Origin of the sequence: Arthrobacter sp. MYb229 (assembly GCF_002975405.1) — a bacterium.
GTDB lineage: Bacteria > Actinomycetota > Actinomycetes > Actinomycetales > Micrococcaceae > Glutamicibacter.
In genome coordinates, this window is sequence record NZ_PCPS01000001.1 from 1,367,429 (window position 1) to 1,382,499 (window position 15,071).

At 57.0% G+C, this 15,071-nt stretch carries 12 protein-coding genes and 2 tRNA genes; 2 read left to right on the forward strand and 12 right to left on the reverse strand.

Annotation, left to right across the window (positions count from 1 at the left end):
- Window positions 1–13 precede the first annotated feature (13 nt).
- Window positions 14–535 (forward strand): DUF3515 domain-containing protein, encoded by a 522-nt coding sequence (locus CQ019_RS06360; protein WP_374954778.1) that lies wholly within the window; start codon window positions 14–16, stop codon window positions 533–535.
- A 65-nt stretch (window positions 536–600) separates the two neighbouring features.
- Here CQ019_RS06360 and CQ019_RS06365 read toward each other — a convergent pair whose 3' ends face one another.
- The 6 genes from CQ019_RS06365 to leuC all read right to left on the reverse strand — a co-directional run bounded on the left by CQ019_RS06365 (window position 601) and on the right by leuC (window position 7,189).
- On the reverse strand, window positions 601–1,713 hold the full coding sequence (locus CQ019_RS06365; RefSeq protein ID WP_105569206.1) for a D-alanine--D-alanine ligase family protein: 1,113 nt from the start codon (window positions 1,711–1,713) through the stop codon (window positions 601–603).
- Window positions 1,713–2,747 carry an NAD(P)H-dependent glycerol-3-phosphate dehydrogenase gene (locus tag CQ019_RS06370; protein WP_258134058.1) on the reverse strand — a complete coding sequence of 345 codons (1,035 nt, stop codon included), beginning with the start codon at window positions 2,745–2,747 and terminating at the stop codon, window positions 1,713–1,715. Before CQ019_RS06370 ends, CQ019_RS06365 begins: the two co-directional genes overlap by 1 nt.
- A 27-nt stretch (window positions 2,748–2,774) precedes the next feature.
- Window positions 2,775–3,548: a 1-acyl-sn-glycerol-3-phosphate acyltransferase gene (locus tag CQ019_RS06375; protein WP_258134059.1), complete on the reverse strand. Its 774-nt coding sequence runs from the start codon at window positions 3,546–3,548 to the stop codon at window positions 2,775–2,777.
- A 14-nt stretch (window positions 3,549–3,562) separates the two neighbouring features.
- Window positions 3,563–4,882, reverse strand: coding sequence for a UDP-N-acetylglucosamine 1-carboxyvinyltransferase (murA, locus tag CQ019_RS06380; RefSeq protein ID WP_105569207.1), 1,320 nt, complete (start codon window positions 4,880–4,882; stop codon window positions 3,563–3,565).
- A gap of 247 nt (window positions 4,883–5,129) precedes the next feature.
- Entirely contained in the window at window positions 5,130–5,735 is a 606-nt protein-coding gene (leuD, locus tag CQ019_RS06385) for a 3-isopropylmalate dehydratase small subunit (RefSeq protein WP_105569208.1), read from the reverse strand.
- Between the two features lie 14 nt (window positions 5,736–5,749).
- Complete coding sequence (leuC, locus tag CQ019_RS06390) at window positions 5,750–7,189, reverse strand: 3-isopropylmalate dehydratase large subunit (protein WP_105569290.1); 1,440 nt, start codon at window positions 7,187–7,189, stop codon at window positions 5,750–5,752.
- 122 nt (window positions 7,190–7,311) lie between these two features.
- Here leuC and CQ019_RS06395 point away from each other — a divergent pair, with 122 nt between their 5' ends.
- The gene (locus tag CQ019_RS06395) at window positions 7,312–8,034 is read left to right on the forward strand and encodes an IclR family transcriptional regulator (RefSeq protein ID WP_096287226.1); all 723 of its coding nucleotides are present in this window, start codon (window positions 7,312–7,314) and stop codon (window positions 8,032–8,034) included.
- A gap of 12 nt (window positions 8,035–8,046) precedes the next feature.
- On the opposite strand, the gene thiL is transcribed toward CQ019_RS06395, so the two are convergent.
- The 6 genes from thiL to gltX all read right to left on the reverse strand — a co-directional run bounded on the left by thiL (window position 8,047) and on the right by gltX (window position 15,064).
- Window positions 8,047–9,063 (reverse strand): thiamine-phosphate kinase, encoded by a 1,017-nt coding sequence (gene thiL / locus CQ019_RS06400; protein WP_105569209.1) that lies wholly within the window; start codon window positions 9,061–9,063, stop codon window positions 8,047–8,049.
- Window positions 9,064–9,069: 6 nt separating this feature from the next.
- On the reverse strand, window positions 9,070–10,713 hold the full coding sequence (locus CQ019_RS06405; RefSeq protein ID WP_105554569.1) for a GTPase: 1,644 nt from the start codon (window positions 10,711–10,713) through the stop codon (window positions 9,070–9,072).
- The gene (locus tag CQ019_RS06410) at window positions 10,710–12,479 is read right to left on the reverse strand and encodes a GTPase (RefSeq protein ID WP_105569210.1); all 1,770 of its coding nucleotides are present in this window, start codon (window positions 12,477–12,479) and stop codon (window positions 10,710–10,712) included. Before CQ019_RS06410 ends, CQ019_RS06405 begins: the two co-directional genes overlap by 4 nt.
- Before the next feature lie 94 nt (window positions 12,480–12,573).
- A tRNA-Glu gene (locus CQ019_RS06415) sits at window positions 12,574–12,646 on the reverse strand.
- A 48-nt stretch (window positions 12,647–12,694) separates the two neighbouring features.
- Window positions 12,695–12,766: transfer RNA gene (locus tag CQ019_RS06420), tRNA-Gln, on the reverse strand.
- 792 nt (window positions 12,767–13,558) lie between these two features.
- Complete coding sequence (gene gltX, locus CQ019_RS06425; protein WP_105569211.1) at window positions 13,559–15,064, reverse strand: glutamate--tRNA ligase; 1,506 nt, start codon at window positions 15,062–15,064, stop codon at window positions 13,559–13,561.
- Window positions 15,065–15,071 lie beyond the last annotated feature (7 nt).

Consider the following 15,071-nt stretch of genomic DNA (forward strand, 5'->3'; position numbering starts at 1 on the left):
GTAGGCTGATAAAGTGCCAGTTTTCAGTAATAAGAGTCAAGAGTCATCAAAACTTAATCTAAGGATTAGGCGTACAGGAGCGCTATTCGTTGGAGTAGCAGTACTTGCACCGACGCTCTCCGCGTGCGCCTCCATTGCCGCCGTTGAGCCTGCCGCAGATGCAGGAAATCCATTGTGCGCCGAGATGATGGTCATCCTCCCTGAATTCGTCGGCGATGCTGAGCGTCGCGGCACGAATTCACAGGCAACGTCCGTGTGGGGCGACCCCTCAAAGGTAGTCTTGCGATGCGGTGTCGAGGTGCCGGGACCAACTACGGATCCGTGCGTATCAGTCAATGATGTTGACTGGATTGCCCGCGAAGGTGACGACGGGGTATGGACGCTGACCACCTACGGCCGCACGCCAGCTACCGAAGTTGTGTTGGATCCGCAAGTCATTCCATCCAGTACGGTCCTGGCTTCGCTTTCCCAAGCAGCCTCGCGCATTCCGGCAGAGGGTGCTTGCCTGAGCGTCGATAAGAATGTGAATCTCTGATTAATGCAAAAGAAGTGTTTGACCTCGATCCTAGATCATGCGCGGTCAAACACTTCTTGAGCGGTTTAGCGTAAACCGATCTTCCGCTCGCAGGCCAACGCAATCAACTCGTCAATCAAAGCGCTGTAGCCAATCCCGGTTTTGTCCCACATCTGCGGGTACATGCTTGAAGGCGTGAAGCCAGGCATGGTATTGATCTCGTTGATGATCCACTGGCCATCTGGCGTGTAGAAAAAGTCCACCCGGGACAATCCCTCGGCATCGATGGCTTCGAATGCTTTGACCGCCAGCTCACGAATGCTCGCCGTAGCCTCATCGCTGAGTACCGCCGGGCAGCTAAGTTTCGCGGCAGTGCCATCAACGTATTTAGCTTCGAAGTCATAAAAGGTATGACCATTATCAGCAACGGCGATTTCGCCGGGCATTGATGCACGGGCAGGCGCTGAGCGACGGCCTTCAAGTACCCCGCACTCAATTTCACGGCCACTGATTCCTTGCTCAACAATGACCTTTGGATCTTCAAGACGTGCCGCTTCAATGGCCGCTCGGAGATCTGAGAATTCATCAACTTTGGTGATGCCCACCGAAGACCCGGCCCGTGCAGGCTTGACGAACAAGGGGTACTGCAAGTTTTCGCAACGAGCCAGTGCCGTTGCGCTGTCGCGCAGCCATTGCTTGCTGGTTATCACTTCGTAGGGACCTACATTGAACCCCGCGTTTTCGAACACGACTTTCATAAAATGCTTGTCCATGCCCATGGCGCTGGCAGCAATGCCTGAACCTACGTAGGCGACGCCAGACATCTCAAGCATTCCTTGGATGGAGCCGTCCTCGCCGAAGGGCCCGTGGAGCAGAGGGAACACAACGTCGATCTGTCCCAAATCCGTGATTTGAGAGTCCGAGTAATGCAGCAGGGATGTACGTTCAGAATCATTTGAGAGGTGGACCGGCCTGTCAGCCACGGCGATTTCGGGAAGTTTCCCGGAACTCAACGTCCACCCCGATGAATCTTCATCGACCAAGGTCCAAGCACCATCACGAGTAATCCCGACAGGGATCACATCAAATCGATCCTTGTCGATTTCCTGCATCACGCCGGCTGCGGTTACGCAGGAGACCGAATGCTCAGAGGAACGGCCGCCGAAGAGTAATAGCACCCGTGGTTTACGCTGACTCATTAATGCTGTTCCCCTTCAGATTTCAATTCTCGTGCCAGAAGTCGCTCAGCCATGTTCTCCACGCTTAAGTTTCCTTCCAAGACCATCACCACTGCTTCGGTGATAGGCATTTCTACCCCATGGCTGCGTGAGAGATCAAAGACCGCACGGGCGGATTTGATCCCCTCGGCCGTCTGCGACATCCGGTCATTGACTTCTTCGATGAAAAGCCCCTGACCGAGCAGACGTCCGGCGGTGTTGTTTCGCGAAAGCGAGGATGAGCAGGTTGCGACTAAGTCGCCCAGACCAGACAGGCCAGCCAAGGTGTCCAACCGTCCGCCTAAGGAAATAACCAGGCGAGTGGTCTCCGCCAGTCCACGCGTAATGACCGTGGACTTGGTGTTGTCCCCCATCCCCATGCCGTCGCACATTCCAACTGCCAGGGCAATGATGTTTTTTACAATGCCCCCAAGCTCTACGCCGAGCACGTCATCATTTGTATATGGACGGAAATAAGGCGCGGAGCATAACTGTGCGATCCAATGGGCAGTTTCATTGCTGGTGCAGGCAACCACCGAAGCGGTTGGTTGCTCGCGGGCAATTTCCATGGCCAAATTCGGACCGGAAAGCACTGCAATGCGATCTGCAGGAATTCCAGTGACCTCTGCCATGACTTCGCTCATGCGCAAATCCGTCCCGCGCTCCAGGCCCTTCATCAGGGAAAGCAAAACCACGTCTTGCTCAAAGTGCGCGGCGAACTTCGCTAATTCCTCACGGAGCGACTGCGCCGGAATTGCCAAGACCACCAGGTCTGCATTGGCCAGCACTTCTTCAACATTGGAGGAAGCAGTCACATTTGAGGGAAGCTTCGTGTCACGCAAATAGCGCGAGTTCGTGTGCCGTTCATTGATTTCCTGTGCGGCTTCATCGCGACGAGCCCAAATTTGCACCGGAATGCCTTGTTCAGGCACCGCGTCCGCAAGCACCTTCGCAAAGGTTGTTCCCCAGCTTCCGGCACCCATGACGGCGATCTTACGTGGTAGCGGCTTACTCAAGGCATTTCCTTCGCTAGGTATTGAGACTTAGTCGTTCGGAGGTTTTGGGGCATCAAATTCCCGACCCGTAACTGCTTGTCCATGTTCGGTCGGATTCCAGAGCTTCTCGGGCGGAGTCTGCTGTCGCAGTTCGGCCTGCAACTCGGTAATCGAAGCCATGATTCGCTCGGTTGCTGCTTGCAGGACCGAACGCGTTCGCGGACCACTACGCAGATCGTCAAGTTGCACCTGATCCCCCACGCTCAAGGTGACGTGTTTTCTCGGGAATGGGTACATCTTCTTGGCATAGCGAGGGAACAGCTCTTGGTCACCCCAATGCGCCATGGGAACTACTGGGGCACCAGTTTGCAACGCGAGTCGCGCGGCCCCGGTGCGGCCGACCATTGGCCACAAGTCAGGATCACGGGTCAAGGTACCCTCGGGGTAGATGACTATGACACCGCCTGCTTCAAGAACCCGTTTCGCCGCACTTAACGAATCTGCCGCGTTGGATCCACTACGTGAGACAGGGATCTGACCGGTGGCACGCAAAGCCGCGCCGAAGACCGGAATCTTGAACAAGGATTCCTTGGCTAACCAGCGAGGCAGACGACCACTGCTATAGATCGCGTGACCGACAACGAGCGGGTCAATTTCGGTGAGGTGATTGGGGCAAAGAATAAATCCTCCGGAGGGAAGCTTGTCAAAGTCCTTCCAGGTCTTGCCGATCAACACGTTCATTGCCGGTCGGACAACCCCGGCCAAGATGGCAAAGACAGTCTTGGTTTTAACTGTTTCCCGGTGCACTAGATTATCTGTCACGATCCAGTGTTCCCCTAGTTGCTCAGTTCAACATTTGCGCCCAGGGCAGTGAGCTTCTCCATGAAGTGCTCGTAGCCACGGTTGATGATTTCAATTCCGGTAACTTTGCTGGTGCCTTCGGATGCAAGCGCGGCAATCATATGGGAGAACCCGCCACGGAGGTCCGGGACATCAATGTTTGCACCTTTGAGCTGCGCTGGGCCCAGCACCACTGCAGAGTGCTTGAAGTTCCGCTGCCCAAAGCGGCATGGGGTGGATCCCAAGCAATCCGTATGCACCTGAACCGTAGCGCCCATGCGCACCAAGGCGTCAGTGAAGCCGAAGCGGTTTTCGTAAACGGTTTCGTGGATCACCGAAACGCCATTGGCCTGCGTCAACGCGACAACCAACGGCTGCTGCCAGTCCGTCATGAAGCCTGGATGCACGTCGGTCTCCAAGATCAACGGATTTAGCTCGCCGCCTGGGTGGAAGAAACGTATACCGTTGTGGGCGACCTCGAACTCGCCACCGATCTGGCGGTAGACATGAAGGAATGCGGTCAGATCCCGCTGCTGAGCATCTTCTACGAAAATGTCACCCTTGGTGACCAGCGCTGCCGAAGCCCATGAGGCTGCCTCATTGCGGTCGGGCAACGCGTAGTGGTCATAGCCGCGCAGTTCATCAACGCCCTGGATACGGATGACACGGTCACGGTGAACCGAAATGATGGCACCCATTTTTTGCAGCAAAGAAATGAGATCCAAGATCTCAGGCTCGATAGCAGCGTTGCTGACTTCGGTCACGCCCTTGGCGCGTACCGCAGAGAGCAGGACTTGCTCAGTGGTTCCAACACTTGGGTATTGAAGTTCAAGCTTGGCGCCGGTCAGCCCCATGGGTGCAGAAATGCGGATACCTGCCGCTTCCTTGTCCACGACCGCGCCGAATTCGCGCAGCACCTCTAAGTGGAAGTCGATTGGCCGGTCACCAATACGGCAGCCACCCAGATCAGGAATGAAGGCTTCACCTAGGGAATGGATGAGCGGGCCGCAGAAAAGAATTGGAATACGCGAGTCGCCTGCGTGGGCGTCAATCGCCTGATTCGAGGCACTCTTCGCCGCGACCGGATCCATGGTCAGGTCGCCTGTTTCAGGATCCTGGGAAACCTTGACACCATGGATCTCCAAAAGGCTACGCACTACCGCGACGTCTTTGATTTCCGGTACGTTGCGTAGTACCGAGGGAGAGCTTCCGAGCAGGGCTGCAACCATTGCCTTAGGGACCAGGTTCTTAGCGCCGCCTACTCGAACGGTACCCTTCAAGGGGACACCGCCATGGACCGTTAGAATCTTACCCATGTATGAATAAACCTCATCGCGTAGTCGTTTTTCCTGCCCGGACCGGTGGGCCAACAAAACAGGCAGGACTTAGCAAGCATACCGCCATCGTGGGAGCAGTTCTGGGCAGTTTAGCCCGTGGCGCACACATTGTGAGCATGCTTTCAGGGTTGGACCATCGATGGACCCGCTCGCAATTGCGGCAAAACGAGAAAAGCCTCGCCCGCAGACACTTACTAGTGGGTACGGACGAGGCTTAAATTCGTTGTTAGCCGGCAGTTCTTGCAGGTAAGGTCTGCGGCTTGAACGCTGGACGAGTAGCTTCGAAGGATGTGATGTCTTCCTCATGCTGCAGGGTCAGGCCAATATCATCAAGGCCCTCCATCAGACGCCAACGCGTGTAGTCATCGATCTGGAATGGTGCCAGGATCGAACCGCACTGCACGGTGCGTGCTTCCAAATTTACGGTGACCTCGGTACCGGGATTGTTCTCCAGTTCCTTCCAGATCAGTTCGATATCGCTCTGCGCGACCTCGGCAGCAACTAGGCCCTGCTTACCCGAGTTGCCGCGAAAGATATCGGCAAAACGTGAGGAGATCACCGCTTTGAAGCCATAGTCCTTCAAGGCCCAGACCGCGTGTTCACGGGATGAACCGGTGCCGAAGTCCGGACCGGCAACCAGCACCGAACCATTGGTGTACGGCTCGGTATTCAGGATGAAATTTTCATCCCGGCGCCAGCCGGCAAACAACGCATCTTCAAAGCCCGTGCGAGTGATTCGCTTGAGGTAGACGGCCGGGATGATCTGGTCGGTGTCGATGTTGCTCTGACGCAGTGGGACACCAATCCCGGTGTGGGTAATAACTTTTTCCATGATGGTGTTCCTTCCTAGACCGATACCGGAGCGTTAATGAGATCCGCGGGCGAAGCCAGCGTGCCACGGACGGCGGTGGCCGCGGCGACCAGCGGGGATACCAGGTGGGTGCGTCCGCCCTTGCCTTGACGTCCTTCAAAGTTTCGGTTTGAAGTGGACGCGCAGCGCTCCTGCTCGGCCAACTGATCCGGGTTCATCCCCAAGCACATGGAGCAGCCAGCAAAACGCCATTCGGCACCGAAGTCCTTGAAGACCTGGTCGAGGCCTTCGGCTTCGGCTTCGAGTCGAACTCGTGCCGAACCGGGAACCACGATCATGCGGATCTGCGGGTCCTTTTCACGGCCCTTGATGATCTCGGCCGCGGCTCGCAGGTCTTCCATCCGCGAATTGGTGCAGGAACCCAGGAATACGGTGTCGACACGGATTTCCTTCATCGGTGTTCCACCGATGAGTCCCATGTATTCGAGTGCGCGTTCGCAGGCCTTGCGATCGTTTTCGTCTTCAAAATCTTCAGGTACCGGAACCCTGGAGGAAAGTGAAACGCCTTGACCCGGGTTGGTGCCCCAGGTGACGAATGGTTCCAGTTCATCCGCGTTCAGGAACACTTCATTGTCGAAGCGTGCGCCTTCATCGCTTTGCAGGGTCTGCCAGTATTCAACGGCAGCATCCCAGTCGGCACCTTGCGGCGCATGCGGGCGTCCCTTGACATATTCGAAGGTTGTTTCGTCCGGCGCAATCATTCCTGCGCGCGCACCGGCCTCAATGGACATGTTGCAGATGGTCATGCGTGCGTCCATGGACAATGCACGGATCGCGGAGCCGCGGTATTCCAACACGTAGCCCTGCCCGCCGCCGGTGCCGATCTTGGCGATGACAGCCAAGATAATGTCCTTTGCGGTCACTCCGGGCTTGAGCGTGCCTTCAACATTGATGGACATGGTCTTGAATGGCTTCAGGCTCAACGACTGGGTTGCCATCACGTGCTCAACCTCGGATGTGCCGATGCCGAAGGCCAATGCGCCGAAGGCGCCGTGCGTTGAGGTGTGGGAGTCACCGCACACCACGGTCATGCCCGGCTGCGTCAGACCCAGCTGCGGGCCAACCACGTGCACGATCCCCTGTTCCTTGTCACCCAAGGAGTGCAGGCGAACACCGAATTCCTTGCAGTTATCGCGCAAGGTGAAAATCTGTGTCCGGCTGGTCAAATCCGCAATGGGCTTGTCGATGTCGAGGGTCGGGGTGTTGTGATCCTCGGTGGCGATAGTGAGATCTGGGCGGCGCAGCTTGCGCCCGGCCAACCGCAGGCCTTCGAAGGCTTGCGGCGAGGTGACCTCGTGTAGCAGGTGAAGGTCAATGTAGATCAAATCGGGCTGACGGGCTTCGCCCTGCCCTTCTCCCTGGCGCACTACGTGCGCGTTCCAGACCTTTTCTGCCAAGGTCTGGGGCGACTGCATGGTGGACATGCGACACACTCCTCAAGCTACGAACTATCAATACCTTTACTTTGACACTTCACAGAACCCCATTTCCAGTATCTGGACTTGAATCTCAAATACTGAGACATGATAATGGTTTCATGACTACAGGTAGCGGTGTTGGTGTTCTGGATAAGGCAGCAGCCATTCTCAATGCATTGGAAAATGGGCCAACGTCCCTCTCGCAGCTGGTCGAAATCACTAGAATTTCCCGGCCAACGGTGCACCGCATCGCCCAATCATTGGTTCACCATGGCCTGGTGGGCCGCGACTTGCACGGCCGATTTGAGCTCGGTGGGCGACTTGTCGAGCTCGCCAGCGCGGCCGGTGAAGACAGATTGGTCAGCACTGCGGGGCCGGTATTGACCAAGTTGCGCGACCTGACCGGTGAGAGCACACAGGTATTCCGCAAGCAGGGTGAATTCCGTGTGTGTATTGCCAGCGCAGAACGTCCTGTGGGATTACGCGACACCATTCCGGTGGGTACGCAGTTGTCCATGAAGGCAGGTTCCGCCGCGCAGGTTCTCTTAGCCTGGGAAGACAACGAACGCATGATCGGCGGCTTGCAACATGCTCGCTTCACCCCGACCATCTTGGCCGGGGTACGTCGCCGCGGGTGGGCCCAATCGCTAGGCGAACGCGAACCAGGCGTCGCCTCGGTGTCGGCTCCCGTGCGCGGCCAATCGGGTCGGGTCATTGCGGCATTATCGATGTCTGGCCCGATTGAACGACTGACCCGCCAGCCGGGAAAGATCCACCACGATTCCATAGTCAATGCCGCGCGCGAGCTTTCGGACTTGCTGCGGATCCAATCAGAAGGATAAATCGGCGGGCGCTTAGCCGAAGTGGTCGAAGCCGCTTCGGTAGTCCAGTTGCTTTCCATCGAGGACAACATTTGAACGCCGGCCGGTCAGAGGCACCACTTCGCCCACCACCGAGAATTCCTCTGGAATCTCAACGCCTGCCGGGAAGCAAGCGAGCAGCCCGAAGTCCTCACCGCCGTGCAGTACCCAATGCATAGGATCAAAGTCCAAGAGCTTTGCCGCTGGTTCCAGCCGATGTGCAAAGACTCCAAGAGCGGAACTATCCAACTCGATGCTGACATGGCTCGCCTTGGCCAGTCGTCCAGCATCTCGGACGAGCCCGTCGGAAATATCCATCATGGCATGAGCGCCGGCTTGGGCAGCCCGCGGGCCAGATTCCAAGGGCGGGGTTGGCTTGCACTGGGCATCGGCAAGACGAAGCACCGCGCGGCTCCAGGTCGTTGCTTCATGCTTTCCCTCTAGCAAGGCTAGCCCTGCCCCAGCTGCGCCAAGCCGGCCAGCTACGGCGAGCCGATCTCCTGGCTTAGCCCCCGTGCGAAGGACTTTTCCATATTCGCACTCGCCCAACACGGTGGTAGTCACCGAAATCTCAGATGAACGGCTGAGGTCACCGCCTAAAACGGCCAAGCGCTCGGCCCCGAGCGAAGAAATCGCGGCAGCAATTCCACGAGCGAATTCCTTGGCCCAAAACAGCGAAACCTCCGCTGGCATCGAAAGTGAAATGACGGCACCTGTAGGGACGCCGCCCATGGCGTTGATGTCAGAAACATTTTGAGCGATCGACTTCCAGCCGATGTCATACGCCGCATGTTCGTGTCCGCTGGGCCAAACCAAACGAAAATCTTGGTCTTGGACAATGGTATCCACGGAGACGACCACTTCTCCCCCGGCAACGCGGAGCGCTCCGGCATCATCTCCAGGCCCGAGTCCCGCATCCTTGGCGTCCAAGAGCGGCAGGATCTCGTTCAAGATTCCTTGTTCACCAATGTCGCCCACGGTCGGGCTATTGTCAGTCTGTTGATTAGTCACAGGTTGCTATTCGGCTTTCTTCGCCGCGTTGGAAATCAACGCTGCATAACTGTTGTATTGCTCTAAGTGGTGTGCAGTGGGATCCACGATATATCGACGGACGACCCCCGACACTGAATTTTGGAGGTTTTTAAGCGCTTTCCTACGCTTCAGTCTAGCGACCATTCGATTGACGAATGATCCAAGAATTCCGAGGACTATGCCCAGAAGTATCCCGGTGAAAACCATCAGCGTGGGAATCGCGATCCCTTCGACTCGTGGCGTCTGCGGCAGGTCGAATTGGAAGTACGCGGCCAACGCTATTCCGCCCAGCCATAACGCGCCGGCCAGGGCCACGATGATGCCAAGCCATTGGACAAACTTGGTGACCGGCCACCACCAGGACTTCTTTTCAACGCCCAAGGTGCTGCTGGCAATGGCTATATCAATATCGTTGGCTAGTTCTTCCTTCTGCTCATGCACGCCGTCCTTCAATGATTGGGACCAGCGTGGCGACAGATCTTCGGTGGCTTCGCCAAGATAGCGCCCTACCGATTGGTCAACCGCCGCATTTTCGGCCACAGAAAGATCCGGGCGAGACGTCAACGTGATTTCTGGCTTTTCGATTCCACGCCCAAGGTTCATGCGCTTGAGCGGATCGTTGCGCAGTCGAGTGAGCCAGCTGGTGATTGGCCAGCCCGTATTGGTTGAGGCGCGTAACTTATATGACGTCTGCACGGCATCGGCAATGCGGTGCGTTCCATGAGCTTTGGCGATATTGCGTTCTAGTTCGGATTGCTCCATCACTCCTGGCATTCTGACCTTGGGCACGGCGAGTTCACCTTCAAGCGTGCGCAGCAGTTCGTCAACATCGGCGCGTAAGCGCCGGGTGGCCTGCACCTTGGTTTTCAGTGCAGAAGCAAACTTTCCACGAATGCCCTCTAGTCCTTCGCCGGTACGCGCTGAGGCCAGAATAACGGGAACCTGTCCAACCCCTTCGCTTTCAAGCAACGCGGCCAAGGAACCGCTCACAGGTGCCCGGTCGTTAGGCGCAATGGTGTCTATCTGGTTGAGCACCACTAAGAGGTTTCCGCGCTGTCCTGAAAGTTCGCTGAGGTATCCATGATGGATCGAGGCGTCGGCATATTTCTGGGGATCTAATACCCATACCAGGTAATCAACTTGCCCCGCTAGACGCGACGCGATCTGATGGTGCTCGGTGGAGGTTGAATCCATATCCGGCAGGTCAAGCAGGATCAGTCCTCCGGCTTGGTCCTGTGATTTTTTCGCTTCCGCACCGAGCACCTGGGAATCAAGGACATGACGCTCGCTTACTTCGAGCCAATCGAGCAGCTCACCGGCGCCTTCCGGCTGCCAGATGGCGGCCACCGTCTTGGTAGTGGTGGGCCGAATGACGCCAGTTTGCGCAATATCGGAACCGACAAGGGCGTTGAAAAGCGATGATTTGCCGCTGCCTGTCGCACCGAACAGCCCGAAGACCACGTGGTCTGCCGACAGCTGGCGGCGGGCTTCCGCTCGTTCGATGACCACCGCAGCGTGATCAACTACTTCAGGTTCAAGATAGGGCTCGGCAATTTGCATTGCCGAAACCACCGCGTCAATTTGCTCGCTAAGTCCCGAATGAGCACGATTCACCTTGCGCTCGCTCATGCCTTGAATCCTCCCCTGCGCAGTCCGTTGACTTGTTCGCGTAGTTCTTGCACGATTACCGGCTGAAGATTAGCTTCAATCTCTCCCTGATAGACAGCCAGATTCTCGTCCATGAGTTCGCGTGTTCTGGCTTCCAACATGGTACGTGCGCGCGTGGCCATACGCCGAACTGCTTCTTCACCGAATATAGCTTCCAATAATTTCTGCCCGACAACGGCAGAGCCACCGGCGATGCCTAGTTCCAGCCCGGTCATGCCGGCGGTAGAAGCGAAGACGACAACCATGAGCGCTACCGCCACCCCATTGACGCCGAAGGCGGCAATCCTCGCGGTTTTTCGTTTGCCAGCCCCCTCGCTCCGGATCATTTCCAAGACATCTTTCTGCCACGCGCGGATGCTATCCGCGGCCCGGACCTCAAGGTCTTTGCCGGGGCGTTCCGCCGGGAGCGATGCTAAAAGGTGTGTCCCGATGGGTGTATTGCGCCAGTTCCGATCAATGTCTTGGAAGGCATTGGTGATTTCGCTGACCAATACGGTGTGAAGCCCAGATTCTATTGCTTCTTCCACTCGATGGGTCGCCACCGGTTTCCCGCTGAAAAAGGAACCGACTCGATCTCGAATTCTGCCTATGACGCCTTCAATGCCGCGCAGCAGTTCGCCGGCTCCCACAAAATCTTGCCATCTGGCGAGGATCTCGCCGCGAAGGAGCGAACCGTCGTTCAACGCCTCTGTAGTTTTGCCCACGGCGAAAGCGAACCGTTCGGTGGCGACCTTCCCCAGGGCGTTGAGCTGCGAGTCCTGGTCTTCGGCTTCTTCGCTGAGCGCGTGGAGGTCTTCGTGCAATCTCCTGATAGCGCCTTCGAGCGTTTGCTCAGCGATGCGTTGGCGTTCGGTGGCGTCAGCAGCCAGGGAATTCAGCCAAGCCGAAAAAGGTTCGATTCGTTCCCCAGGAATCATTGCTCGTTCATCCAGCTGAACTTCATTGATTACATGGAGTAGTTTGGGGTCCAGGTTTTTTGCGGCAAGCAACCGTTCGAGATCTGGAACGATATCCGTTTCGGCGCCGGCCGGGACACGGTTGAGAATCACGCATACGGTGATTTCGCGGATACCTGCTTCGCTTAGTACTTCCCACGGAATAGCGTCGGCATAACGGTTCGCCGTGGTGACGAAGATCCAGAGGTCTGCGGCATTCAAGAGTTGTCCGGCTAGGGCGCGATTGTCGTCGGAAACCGAATCGATGTCTGGTGCATCGAGGATTGCCAGCCCGCGTGGAACGTTCGGATGCGGCACGACAAGCAGCGCGTCGTGGCGATCCATCCCATGCCCTGCGCTGAAGCCTGCCCCACTCAGCCGGGTCAGTTCAGGAAGTACCCGCTCGTTTCCGAACCAAGGTTCATCTGCGGGGTTCACCGCAAGTACTGGAGTTCGCGTGGTGGGCCGCACGGCGCCGGAGCGGCTAATCTGGTCGCCGAGCAGGGAGTTCACCAACGTAGATTTTCCGGCACCGGTTGATCCGCCAACCACAGCCAGCAGCGGGGCGTTCAAGTTCTTGAGACGAGGCTCCAGATAATCATTGATCTGGTGCAAAGCCTTCACTCTCAGCTGTTCGCCGCCGGGAGCCGAATGCGAGGTGGAGAGGATAAAGTTCAGATCATTTAATGACGATTCGAGCTTGGCAAAGCGATCCAGTAGCTGAACGGCACCGGCGTCAGGTAGCTGGTTCGCCGGTTCGGTCGGCTCCTGCGGCAATGATGTGGACTCCATAAGCTCCATCATGCCTTATGGAGAGCACTCTGCCATCAGCACACGAATGCATTGGCCGGTTAAAGGAAAAAACCACGACTGTGTCGTGGTTTTGTGACCCCAACGGGATTCGAACCCGTGTTGCCGCCGTGAGAGGGCGGAGTACTAGGCCGCTATACGATGGGGCCGTACGCTGAAGATTTCTCTTCAACTCACCAAATTACTCTGGTGAAGCGCTGGGATACCAGGACTCGAACCTAGAATGACGGAACCAGAAACCGTTGTGTTGCCAATTACACCATATCCCAATGTGACTTGGGCCTTTGATCAAAAAACCTCCAGGGGATTCGGATCGCACGCCGCAGCACGAGAATTAACTATACCCACGTAGCCGAGCCATGACAAATTGATCATGCGCGCTCAGGGCCCTTCGTGAGTCACGGGGATTCTTCGCAGCAGAGAGGTGGGCTCTGCTAAGTCCGGCCACCGCGCCTCCGGAGTGGGGCTCACGCTCCAATGCACGGTCGGCCAAAACCGCGGCGAGTCCAGCGTTCTTCGCGCCGAGCGCATCATTAACGCGATTATCTCCGGTGTACAGCGTCCAAGCGGGCTAGGTTGCCGATGCAGAGCAACCTGCCATATATGCTGCCAGGTCTGGTTTCGGAGCTCCCGCGGTATCCGAACCAATCACCACCGATAATCCTGAAAGACACGCCACTTCCAACTTCAATCGTTGCTACGGCTCGTACCCCTCGGCCCAGAAGCGAAACTCGTCATCGCGGGGTATCATTCCCCGGCGAGTTCCAAGGATCAAGTCAAGCACTGTTGGCGCTGTCCCAAAAATGTGTGTTTTCCGGACATGTGTCTCTCTTATGCTCCAGCATTGTCATCGACAAAAGTCCTCGGACATACCCCGGAGCAGGGTGGACGAGACGTCTTGAAGCTTGTCGGCGACCATCGCGAGGAATGCCTCGATGGAAGCCGTGTGCAAATACTCCAAGGTATCGTCAATATCAAAGAGAACGCCTTCGATACGTCCACCCGTCAGGACAGGGACATCGAAGGCGTTCTTCAGTTAACTCTTTTCAGATTATGCCCTGCTAGCGGGACTCCCCGAACATGCGAAGACGGTTCAGGCTGGATTCCCGGCCCAGAATTTCCATTGACTCGAACAGCGGTGGCGAAACGCGCTTTCCTGAGACAGCCACACGTGCCGGACCGAAAGCCTGACGCGGCTTCAATTCGAGCTCGTCAATCAGCTTCGCACGCAACGCTTCCTGAATTGCTTCGGCGTTCCAGGTCTGGACACCCTCCAATGCCTGAATGCTCGCTTCCACGACCTCCACGAGGTTCGTTGGCATTCCTTTGAGAGCCTTGTCGTCAATCACGATCTGGTCATCAGTCTTGAAGAGGAATTCCATCATCTCTGCGGCTTCACCCAATAGCCCAATGCGTTCCTGGACCAAGGGTGCGGCAGCATCAAGGACTTCGTTCTCACGGGCGGTCAGTTCGGATCCAACTAGCTCGGCAGCCTGCAGGTACGGAACTAGCCGGTCGCGGAAGTCCTGTGGTGCCAGCAGGCGGACGTGGGTGCCGTTGATGGCTTCGGCCTTTTTCAGGTCGAAACGTGCGGGATTGGACAGCACGTCCTTGACATCAAAGGCTTCGATTAGCTGTTCACGATTGAAGATGTCTTCATCTGCGCTCAGCGACCAGCCCAAGAGTGAGAGGTAGTTCAGCAATCCTTCGGGAATGAAGCCGCGGTCGCGGTGCAGGAACAGGCTCGACTCTGGGTCTCGCTTGGAGAGCTTCTTATTGCCCTGGCCCATCACGTAGGGCAGGTGGCCGAACAACGGCATGTACTGAGCCACCTTGATGTCGATCAAGGCGCGGTAGAGCACGATCTGGCGCGGGGTGGACGAGAGCAGGTCTTCGCCACGCAGCACGTGAGTAATGCCCATCAAGGCGTCGTCCACGGGATTCACCAGGGTGTACAGCGGCTGGCCGTTTGCCCGAACCACCACGAAGTCTGGAATGGTGCCCGGCTTGAACGTGATTTCCCCACGGACCAAGTCGGTGAAGGTGAGGTCTTCTTCTGGCATGCGAATACGCAGCACCGGTTCGCGCCCCTCGGCCTTGAACGCGGCAATTTGCTCGTCACTCAGGTCGCGGTCAAAGTTGTCATAACCCAGCTTTGGGTCGCGGCCTGCCGCCTTGTGGCGTGCCTCGACTTCTTCCGGGGTGGAGTAGGACTCGTAGACGTGCCCAGCAGCGCGAAGCTTCGCAATGACGTCCTGGTAGATGTCGCCGCGCTGGGACTGGCGGTAAGGCTCATGCGGGCCACCGACATTGACGCCTTCATCCCAGTCGATGCCCAGCCACGCCAAGGCGTCCAGCAGCTGGTTGTAGCTTTCTTCGGAGTCGCGCTTCGCATCCGTATCTTCGATACGGAAAATCATCTTGCCCCCGGTGTGGCGTGCGTAAGCCCAGTTGAACAAGGCAGTACGGATCAGGCCAACATGTGGGGTGCCCGTAGGCGATGGGCAGAAACGAACGCGAACCGGGGTTTCGTCGGTCACGGTAGGAGTCAGCGATAGATCAGTCATGGTGTTT